Source organism: Neobacillus sp. NPDC093127, assembly GCF_044754175.1.
In the GTDB taxonomy this organism is placed as follows: domain Bacteria; phylum Bacillota; class Bacilli; order Bacillales; family Cytobacillaceae; genus Neobacillus.
In genome coordinates this window covers 180,547-191,158 of the sequence record NZ_JBIVOP010000005.1, presented here as the reverse complement: position 1 = coordinate 191,158, position 10,612 = coordinate 180,547, and the positions used below count along the sequence as shown (strand labels likewise).

At 42.7% G+C, this 10,612-nt stretch carries 10 protein-coding genes; all 10 read right to left on the bottom strand.

The features are described 5' to 3' along the window. Positions 1–1,488 carry a TIGR02677 family protein gene (locus ACIQCO_RS09445; RefSeq protein WP_400427758.1) on the bottom strand — a complete coding sequence of 496 codons (1,488 nt, stop codon included), beginning with the start codon at positions 1,486–1,488 and terminating at the stop codon, positions 1–3. A gap of 197 nt (positions 1,489–1,685) precedes the next feature. Next, the gene (locus tag ACIQCO_RS09440) at positions 1,686–2,546 is read right to left on the bottom strand and encodes a 3-hydroxyacyl-CoA dehydrogenase NAD-binding domain-containing protein (protein WP_400427756.1); all 861 of its coding nucleotides are present in this window, start codon (positions 2,544–2,546) and stop codon (positions 1,686–1,688) included. Positions 2,547–2,582: 36 nt separating this feature from the next. After that, entirely contained in the window at positions 2,583–3,359 is a 777-nt protein-coding gene (locus ACIQCO_RS09435) for an enoyl-CoA hydratase/isomerase family protein (protein ID WP_400427754.1), read from the bottom strand. 80 nt (positions 3,360–3,439) lie between these two features. Then, positions 3,440–4,216, bottom strand: coding sequence for an enoyl-CoA hydratase/isomerase family protein (locus tag ACIQCO_RS09430; RefSeq protein WP_400427963.1), 777 nt, complete (start codon positions 4,214–4,216; stop codon positions 3,440–3,442). A 56-nt stretch (positions 4,217–4,272) separates the two neighbouring features. After that, entirely contained in the window at positions 4,273–5,460 is a 1,188-nt protein-coding gene (locus tag ACIQCO_RS09425; protein ID WP_400427751.1) for a CaiB/BaiF CoA transferase family protein, read from the bottom strand. 44 nt (positions 5,461–5,504) lie between these two features. Further along, on the bottom strand, positions 5,505–6,272 hold the full coding sequence (locus ACIQCO_RS09420) for an SDR family NAD(P)-dependent oxidoreductase (protein ID WP_400427749.1): 768 nt from the start codon (positions 6,270–6,272) through the stop codon (positions 5,505–5,507). A gap of 17 nt (positions 6,273–6,289) precedes the next feature. Further along, positions 6,290–7,078, bottom strand: a complete 789-nt coding sequence (locus ACIQCO_RS09415; protein ID WP_400427748.1) for an enoyl-CoA hydratase/isomerase family protein — start codon at positions 7,076–7,078, stop codon at positions 6,290–6,292. 36 nt (positions 7,079–7,114) lie between these two features. Further along, positions 7,115–8,026, bottom strand: coding sequence for an acyl-CoA dehydratase activase (locus ACIQCO_RS09410; RefSeq protein ID WP_400427746.1), 912 nt, complete (start codon positions 8,024–8,026; stop codon positions 7,115–7,117). A 13-nt stretch (positions 8,027–8,039) separates the two neighbouring features. Beyond that, positions 8,040–9,341 carry a 2-hydroxyacyl-CoA dehydratase subunit D gene (locus ACIQCO_RS09405; protein ID WP_400427744.1) on the bottom strand — a complete coding sequence of 434 codons (1,302 nt, stop codon included), beginning with the start codon at positions 9,339–9,341 and terminating at the stop codon, positions 8,040–8,042. Between the two features lie 35 nt (positions 9,342–9,376). Beyond that, positions 9,377–10,534, bottom strand: coding sequence for a 2-hydroxyacyl-CoA dehydratase subunit D (locus ACIQCO_RS09400; RefSeq protein ID WP_400427742.1), 1,158 nt, complete (start codon positions 10,532–10,534; stop codon positions 9,377–9,379). Positions 10,535–10,612: the final 78 nt, after the last annotated feature.

The following is a 10,612-nucleotide window of genomic DNA, read 5'->3' as shown; positions in this document are numbered from 1 at the left end:
TCACCTAGTCTCTCCAAACAAGAATGTGGCATCAGGCATTCGTAAATTTCCGTCTTCAGCCTGTAAGGTAATCATTTTCTCATAATCAAGCATTACCTTAACTTGTAACCCGTAATCCGTTTTAACCATGCGATTTTTGTTAGCCATAGACTTCCCAATCCAGCTTAATAGAACCTTTCGGATAAACGGTTCTACTGTTGTTAGCGATGAGAGTGTTATTCTCCCTTGGGTAATATATTTTTCGATTAACCGTTTCTCTTGTTCTCGTTCTTTTAAATAGAGTTCTCGCTGTTCTTTTTTCTTGCTTTCATTAGAATTAAATGATCCTGGCTTCGTTTTTTCACGATACCTTACTGTTCTGGGTTTAATGGTCAATTCAAACGGGGCCTCATCCCATGTATCGACATGAAGGTTTTCGGTGGTCGCATCCACGAGCTGAAGATGCTGAATCGTCATTGAGCCAAATACAACCGCTGATAATTTGTGCGCTTCTTCCCTATCGAGGCATTCCACAAACCATTTGGATAATTGCAGATAATCCTTTTTGCGGCTGCGAAAATGCTGCTGCCGCTCACCAATGCGCTGCACATATCTTGTCATACGGCGAATCATTTCATTGGTTTGCCACTGGAGGATATCTAGTTCACTTTGCTGTGTGGCGGATCCTAAAAACCATTGTCTAAGAGAGAACCAATATTCCTCATATTCGGTTAGCCAATCGTTTGTAGACGAAGAAACATCTTCAAGACGGGGAATCGCCCCGCGATGTTCGATTAATTTTTGAAAAAAATGCTGTAACCGTCCAGAGGTTAATTCTGATAATGAATGCTGGATTTGCAGTGATGTTTTTTGCAAGGATACAATAAAATCTCGTAAATAAGTTGTAAACTGATTTTTATAGACTAGAAACGCATCGGTCTGCATCCTTTGGTCGGTTTGTTCACTATTGATATAGGCAATATAATCAGCCGTGCTGGTACGAATCGTTTGAAAATAGCGAAACACATCCTCCCAATTCCGCATATATTCTTCTGCCGATTTGTTAAGGTCATGTTCAAGTTCACTTTGCAGGGTGGTTACCGCTTGGAAAAGCCGGTCAAATTGCGATCGTTCTAACGAGCCTTGGAACGTATCTCCTAATTTTTCAAGCTGTACAATCATTCTCTCAATCTCAACCGTATAGGGTGTACATTGGTAGCGGAACCGTTTCTTCTTATATTCTTCAATTGTTTTAGCGTTGGTCATATCCTGCCTGGCAATTAAATTATTCCATTTTACTAGCTGCGCTAATTGCTGGTGCAGCTGGTCCTCTTGATAGTCCGCGAAGGCTGGTATCGAATGCATATGTTCCAATAACTCTTCCGGCGCAATAAAATCTCTCATTCTTTCGTGCTGGTGATAAAAATAGCGAAGAATCGTCCGATAGTGTGCCGCCGAGTCCGCAGTTAAATAACTAGCCTCTATAATTTTTTTCATCGTAGAATCCATTGGGCATCATCCTATTTTTTGTTTATAATTACAATTGTATAATATAGAACGAAGGATTCCTATACTTTAAGATAGATTGGAAAAATGTAAGATATTAGCAAAAAAAACGCAAATAAGTTGCGGTTTCTCGCAAGATATTTACGTTTTTATCTATAATACTCAGTTCCTAGATCAACGGCATTGAGGTTATTTACGTTTCATTTTTGTAATTCTTCATATTCATAGAAACCGCGACCTGTTTTCCGGCCGTAGTGGCCTGCCCGAACTAGTTTGCGCAATAAAGGTGCGGGACGATATTTAGAATCGGCAGTTTCTTCGTAAAGAGTATCGATAACCATCAGCAGTACGTCCAGCCCTATCATATCTGCCAAAGCTAAAGGACCTATAGGGTGATTGGCCCCAAGTCTCATTCCAAGGTCAATATCTTCTTTACTGGCAATTCCTTCTTGAAGAACGAAGATCGCCTCGTTAATCATCGGCGCTAAAATTCGGTTTACTGCAAACAAAGGTGCTTCGTTAACTGTTATTGTTTTTTTATCAAAGCTTTCACATAAATCTTTGGCTATCAGATAAGTTTCATCCGAGGTATCATTGCCTCGGGTAATTTCGACCAGTTCCATAATTGGTACCGGATTAAAAAAGTGAGTGCCAATTACCCGATCTGGCCGCTTGGTGGCAGATGCCATTTCGGTTATGCTCAAACCGGATGTATTGGAACAAAAAATCGTGTCCGTTTTGCAAATTTGATCAATCTCACTATATAGCTCCTTCTTTTTCGCGATATTCTCGATGATAACCTCAAAAACTATATCGGCGTCCTTCAAATCTTCTAAGCTAGTGGACACGGTAAACCGATCCATTATTGCCCCAACTGAGTCATTAATTCTCCCTTTTGCTGACAGCTTCTCTAAGCTTTTATGAATACTGCCGATACTCCTATTTAAAAAATCCTGCTGCAAATCTGTTAAAATAACTTGAAAGCCAGCGCAAGCAGCTACTTGGGCGATTCCTGATCCCATGCTCCCGGCCCCAATCACACCGATTTTTTTAAGCGACATTTAAATCCCTCCCACTCAGTTTTGTTTATGTCTAGGTTAAATCCCCTTAAATTCCGGTGGACGTTTTTCCAGGAACGCATTCAATCCCTCTTGAATATCTTCGGTTGCTAGTAGGTGAGTTTGAACCATGGTCTCTTGCTCTAAAAAAGCATCCCAAGGGAGTTGAACGGAATGATTCAGCATCTTTTTAACATATTTATTACTTACTGGCGGTCCCTTTAAGATCATCTGGGCAAATTCACTTGCTTCCTGAAGTAAATCACCTTCCACCACCTTATTAACGATTCCCCAGTTCTTTGCCTCTTCCATTCCGATAATCTTACCGGAAACAATCCATTCCTTGGCAATGGCCAATGGTACTCGTTCCGATAATAACTTCATTAAGCCAAGATCAGGAATCACTCCCAGATTCACAAAACTTAACCCAAACTTCGCTGAGCGGTCAGCAACAATAAAATCGGAAGCAAGTGCAAGACTAAACCCTGCTCCAGCAGCAAATCCATGGACCGCAGAAATCACATATTTCTCCATATTGAGGATGATTCTTGTTAGGTTAATAGCCTTTTGCAGATAAATGGCGATTTCACCGGGTTTCGTAAACTGCATGATGGTTTCCAAATCTCCACCGGCACAATATGATTTCCCTCCGCCTGATAGGAGAACCACTTTGACTTCGGCATTTTTATCCAAGTTTAGCAGTACTTCAGTAAGAGCTTCTACTAATTCGGTTGAAAGTGAGTTCAACTTCTCTGGACGATTGAAAGAAATTGCACCAATTCCGTTCTCAATACTTACCTTAATAGATTCAGACATATTTACCTCTCCCTTCTTACAAAGATTATTATTTCTTAAAAATTCTGATAGCTAGAGGTGTAGTGCCCTAAAAAAAGGTGCTACTTCCCTTGAAACCTTGGCTTTTCTTTCGCCAAAAATGCCCTTGCACCTTCCTTTTGATCTTCTGTGGAGCAAAGCTTTTTAAACAACTCAGCCTCTAAGTCTAATGCATCCGCTAGCGGTTGATCCAGCCCTAATGTAATTGCCTTTTTTGCCGCGCTGATTGCCAACGGTGCCTTTTTCTGAATCCTGGCTGATAGGCTAAGAGCCTGACTTAGGGCTTCCCCGCTAGGAACGAGAATATCCACTAATCCAATTCGGTATGCTTCACTAGCCTCAATAACATCACCGGTAAAAATAAGCTCTTTCGCTTTACCCGTACCGACCAATCTTGGTAATCGCTGTGTTCCTCCGTATCCTGGAATAATCCCTAAATTCACCTCTGGCTGCCCAAATTTCGCCTTTTCCCCTGCAATTCTCATATCACAAGCCATGGCAATTTCACAACCAGCTCCAAGTGCAAATCCGTCAATAGCCGCAATAACTGGGATTTCAAAAGCTTCAAGCCGATCAAAAATACGCTGACCAATTTTCGCGAGTTCATAACCTATTTCTGGCGTAATATCGAGAAACTGTGTGATATCCGCCCCGGCTACAAAAGCTTTGTCCCCTGCACCAGTAATGATGAGCGCCCTTGCATCGGAATTTCTTTTTAGCCCTTCCAGTGTCTGATCAAGCTCATCCATAATCTGCCGGTTAAGTGCGTTAACAGGTGGATGTTCGATCGTGATAACTGCTGTCCTGCTTTCAAAATGAAGTTTAACACATGGTTTCATTGACAAAATGTTTCCTCCTCAATTAGCTGGCTACTATCTTTGAAAATGACATTCTTTTAGCTGAAAAGACCCGTATTGGCCAATTCCTCAATTTTGGCTTGTGAGTATCCTAGACTTTTCATAATTGCCTCGGTATTAGCTTGTGATAGCGGAATCCCTGTATGTCGATACACAGGTAAAGATTCCGAAAACTTAATCGGATTTGCAATCTGTTTTATTTTGTTTCCATTTGGTCCAGAAACCTCTACAACCATTCCCCGCTCCCGAACAAGCGGACCATCTAATACTTCGGAAAGTTTAAGGACTGGCTCAACACAGGCATCCGCATCATTGAATAGGTTCATCCAGTCCTCTAATGTTCTCGTTCTAATAATCTGGCGAATCTCTTCCTTGATCGCGGCCCCTTTCTTTGGTGTCACTCCACCTGTCGCAAAGTCAGGTCTGCCAATCGTTTGGCAAAACCGTTTGAAAAATTGCGGCTCTACACCGCCAAAACTCAAGTATCTGCCGTCCAGCGTCTCATAGTAATCATACAAAGAGCCTCCATTAACAAGGTTTTCTTCCATTCCCACGTCTTTCCCATCGACTAAATATGCGGCCCCTTGCATGAACGAATTGAAGGCAATCAATCCATCGGTCATTGAAACATCAATATGCTGACCCTTACCAGTCCGCTCTCGATAGATGACCGCTGACAGAATGCCAATTATGGCATTGTTAGAACCTGAAGCAATGTCACCGATTTGCACCCCTAAAAGCGGCGGTCCCGACTCTTTTTTCCCTGAGTATGATGCGACGCCTGACATCGCTATGTAGTTAAGGTCGTGCCCCGCCCGATTTCTCATCGGACCTGTCTGTCCATAACCAGTTAAGGAGCAATAAATTAGTCTTGGGTTTACCTCTTTTAGGCTTTCATAATCGAGATTTAATTTCGCCATCACACCCGGACGAAATTGCTCAATGATAATATCGTACTCACCTAAGAGTTGGTGAATCACTTCTTGCGCACGTGAATCCTTAAGATTTAAGGTCATAAGCTGTTTATTCCTGCTTAATTGCGCCGAAACGGATGACAACTCTGTCCCGGGCAGGAAAGGCGGTAAAAAATCAACTACATCAGGCCTAGTACCTGATTTAATCCTAAGAACATCCGCTCCCATATCTGCCAAGCACATTGTTGCGTAAGGTCCAGGAACCAATGTACTAAAATCTAGTATTTTCAGACCTTCAAGTGCTCCAGCCATTTTCATTCTCCTTTCAGAATGTTTCATTTATTGACCTGTCACGTTTATTTCGCAGGCAGCTGTGCTGCACCGTCCAGCATAATCGTCGTTCCATTGAGATAAGGATTCTCTACAATATGACTAACCGTTGCCGCATATTCTGGCGGTCTGCCTAACCTTTTTGGGAAAGGAATATGCTTTGAAACCTCTTCCTTAAAGGACTCAGGCATGCCACTAGACATTTGTGTATCGAAAAGACCTGGTGAAATGGAAACAATTCTAATTCCGTAATCCCCAACTTCACGGGCAATTGGAAGTGTCATGCCGACCACCCCGGCTTTGGAAGCACTGTATGCTGCCTGGCCAAGCTGACCAGCAAAAGCCGCTGCCGAGGCTGTAGTGACAATAACACCCCTCTCCCCATTTTCATCTGGTTCATTCTTCTTCATTTCTTGTACTGCATAACGGACCACGTTCATTGTCCCGATTAAATTTACTTGTATCACTTTGTTGAACATATCCATTGGAAAAAGTCCCTTCTTTGAGTGGACTTTTGCTGCATAAATAAGACCAGCACAATTGACCGCCACATGGATGGCGCCAAATACTTTAGTAACCGCCTCTACTGCATCACGTACAGAGTTTTCATCACTTACATCTGTCTTGCAGAAAACGGCGGATTTACCAAGTTCCCTTGCAAGATTCTCTCCGCGATCTTCATTCATATCTAAAATTCCAATCTTGGCGCCCTTTTCCACAAACAGTCGCGAACATGACTCACCGAGACCCGATGCGCCGCCTGTAATGATAAACACACGATTTTCTATTTTCACTTTTTGTCACCTTCCTATCAATAACCTTTGAATTCAGGTTTGCGTTTCTCGGCAAATGCTTTAAGTCCTTCGGCAAGATCGTAAGAGCGTACATGCTGCCTGAGGTTTAGCATCTCATGGCGTAATGCCGCATCCTGAGTTTGATCCAAAGCTGCGTTCGCCACTTCCTTCATCCGACGAAGCACCAATGGACTTTTGGCGGCGAGCTTCTCAACAAATTTTTCTACTTCGAAGGAAAGTTCGCCATCAGGGACAACTTTATTAACCAAACCAAACCTTTCCATTTCAGCAGCTGAAAGAAAATCGCCGCTGAAAAGGAGATACTTCGCCCGGTTGAGACCGATTTTCTTCGGTAGAACAGCAGCACCACCGGCACCAGGAAATACGCCAAAGTTAGAGTGGGCATCTCCAATCTTGGCACTTTCTGCTGCAAAAACGATATCGCAGCACATGACAAGCTCGAGTCCCCCCGCCAGTGCAAGACCGTTAATCGCAGCAATGACTGGCTTCGGCATTATCCGAATCAGTCCGCACACCTCGTCAAACATTTCGAGAAAATCTTTCATCCCCGGTTGTGAATGATTTAGTGAGGAAAGCACGTTTTTAAGGTCTGCCCCAGCACAAAAGGCTTGCCCAGTCCCGGTAAGTACAACTGCTTGAACACTACTGTCAGATTGGCATACAGATAGTACGGTCTCCAACTCTTGGAGCATGGTTGATGATACCGAGTTCATATTTTCGGGACTGTTTAAAATAATCCAAGCGCCGGTACCCCGACGCTCAAATTGGATTGTTTCGTACTGCATGGCCTTCTCCCTTCCATACCTATGTTTCAAAGCGATTTAAGTGGTTTTGTTTAGTTGATAATTCTGAATCGAACAACTCGCACAATCTTTTGCCGGTGCCCGAGACTTATCTAAATCCTCCTCTTCCTCCACCTTTTTCCTGATTCCTGTAGCGAAGTCTTTGGCAAATAACGCCGCCCCTAAAGCGCCAACGATTTGGGGTTCATTAGGGATAAAAATCGAAACACCTAAAGATTTTTCTAACGCATGGACCAATCCAATATTTTTGGCGCCGCCACCTGTCATCATCACCGGTTTTTGCATCCCTACACGCCCAACCAATCCTTTCATTCTCCCTGATATCGCTTTATGCATCCCAGAAAGAATATCGATCGTTGAATGTCCCTCAGCCACTAAAGAAATAACTTCCGACTCAGCAAATGTTGTACACATGCTGCTGATTTTGATATCTGCATCTGATTGCATAGACAACTCGCCAATTTCAGTCAGTTCAACATCTAATGCTCTAGCGAGTACTTCTAAAAATTGGCCGGTTCCAGCAGCACATTTGTCATTCATTGCAAAGTTTTTAACGTTTCCTGTCTGGTCAACTGCGATTACCTTACTGTCCTGCCCGCCAATATCAATCACCGTTTTTACTTCGGGAAAAAGATAGTTGGCCCCCTTTGCATGGCAGCTTATTTCTGTTAGATTCTTACCAGCAATTTCTAACCTTTTTCGCCCATAACCAGTACTTACTGTAAACGCGATATCATCCAATACCAATCCTGCTTTTTCCAATGCCTCATCAATTGCCATGGTTACTGCTTTTTGACTAACAAACCCCAACTGTTTAACGCTATACGAAACAATTCGCATATTTTCGTCGATAATTACTGCTTTGCCAGTTAGGGAACCACTATCTACCCCCATTGTATAAAAGGAAGAACCATCCATTTTAGATGTCATCTAACTCACTCCTTTATCTGCTTTTCTGAGCTTCAAGGCTTTCAATCAGCGCCTCAATTCGGGTGTTAACGAGTTCTTCCTTGTAGAATGAATCGTCGACCATGTCACCTTCAAACGAAGTAGATTGGATGCCCATCTTTTTATTTAGGTTTTCAGCTAACAAGAAATGTGAACGGGAAAACGATCGGCATGTTCTCGCACCATGAAAGACAATACCATCGATGGAATATTCCTTGGATAAAGTCATCATCCGTTCCTCAGTTATCGGATAACCAAGATTTAATTGGCACTCGAGGTGATTAATCGCAATTCCCCTCAGCGGATGTTCAGGGTCTATCGAATCTGGTTCATGCCAGAAGGCCATATGTGTATATCGGCCAGCGACCACAGTGGCATCATAACTCGCAAACTTATCAGCCATCCAGCCAAGCTTATTCCAATTCATGATTCCTTCCCAGAAAATGCGATACTTTTCGGTCGGAACAGCACTCACACCATTGTCTAGCCTCTCTTGTACTTCTGCTTTGACCGCTTCCATTGCTTCTATTGTTCCCGGCCATGCTGTGAGATAATTGACCGGTGCAATTTGAATGGACCAATCAAAGAAGCTGGCAGGAGCTGGTTTCGCCTTACATAGTTCCATAGCCTCCATCCGAAGCTGACCAACCTTCTTGGTTACACCCATTAACTCTTGAAATTTATCCCAATTATAAGGTTTCCCGCTTATTACCTCTAAAAACTTAATCAAATCTTCAAATTGTCTCTCAACGTATTTAACATTTTCCTCAAATTCTTCCCCTTTCATATAGGTAGAGCCGTTACGTCCCATATGATACGGAATGACGACATTGAACCAGGGGATTTTTTTGCCGAAGACACGCTCGATGGCCCAATCCCACTGCGGACCGGTTGAACAGCCAGGATAGCAGGTAACAATGGCATCCGGCGCCGGTATTTCGGTTGCAATTGGACCTGGCATTAAATCATCCGGGACCCCAAATTCAGCGAACATTGCACAACCCATCTGTGTTCGGGCATAGGAGCAAAGTTCACGATTAAAACCGCGGTTTTCTGCAAAGGTTTGGGGTTCTTTTTCCTCGTGTCTCGCTGCCACACGTGCACCGTACCCTTCTCCATGGATCCACGCCAAATCCTGTGCTGCCATAAATGGACCAATTGGCAGACCAGTCGTATAAACGACTTTTTTACCAGTCTTCTTTGCATTAATTAGATCCTCCCAATACTCATTGACCAGTTTGTTAACCAATTTACCTGATTTTAGCCTATTCGCTCTTTTCGCTTCCTGTACTGTCATTTATCATCATTCCTTTCTATTTTTGTTACAAGCATTTAAACAGCCATTTCAACAAAGGCTTCTAATCTAGTCTTAATGGTTTCAATCGAATCAAGTTCGTGTGAGATTTCTAGGAGCAGGTGAGGGATTCCGGCCGTTTGCATGGCATCTTTGATATCTGGATAGAAGAACATATGCGGTTCACAAAATTGTGCCATCACAATAACGAGTTGGTCTGCCTTATGTTTTCTCATCGAGTCAACAAGGTATTGAGGCCAGTCGGTTTTAGGGTCACATCTAGTTGGACAAGGTACGTTCGTGTTCTTATCTATATAATGAGCAGCGATTGCCTCCAACGGTTCCCTATCATCCTCACGAATATTGTCACTTACATATCTGAAACCGTGGAAAAGATCATCTCCAACAACAACAGCACCTGACTCTTCAACAAGTGACAATATTTCATTTTTCGGAGCTCCACAAAAGCTTCCAGATAAGAAGACACGTACTGCGTCCTGCCGCTTAGAATCCTTTTGTTCGGTAAGCTTCGGCAATAGACTTTCTAATATCGCGTTATGCTCTTCCTTCGGAATGAGCATACTTGACTTAATAATCGACATCATCTCACTAGAACTTAGAATCCCGGGATTTGATGTTCTTAACTCGTATAGTTCTCTGATGAGGCTGCGATTCTTGTTATAGATTCGGATGCTTTCACGGATGGAGTCGGCATTAATCTCTTTGCCTGTGAATCTCTCAGTATCTCGCTTTAATTCCTTTAAGCCTTGAACAATATCTCCTTGTGTCCATGGCTGGTTACCAACAGGCAAGCGGAAAAACATGTTGTTGACTTTAGGAAGAAGATTCCCTACTACCTCTGAACCGCCAACGGCTTGAATACAGTAATCTCCGCCAACGAATGCGTCAAGGAAATCTAATTCTCCCTTAGCCGCTTGATCGACAACACTGCGGGTGGGTCCACAGAAATAGGAAGGATAATAAGCGTGACCAGAGGTAATTGGTTCCTCTTTTACTTGAAGTACAATCGGTAAAATTCCCGCTGCATGAAGTAATTCTTCTGGAAAATGCATAATGTAACATCCAATAATCTTTGAGCCTGTTTCCATTTTCCACTCTTTTGCTCTTTCGTAGGGTTCGGCTGCTATTTGGGTTAAGTTATTTAATATTTCATCTGCTGATAAATTTAGATACATATACATGTCCCTCCATTAATTACTTGCCTAACTTTTTTTATTTTGATAATTTACAAAAACAAAAGGTATCGAAATTTG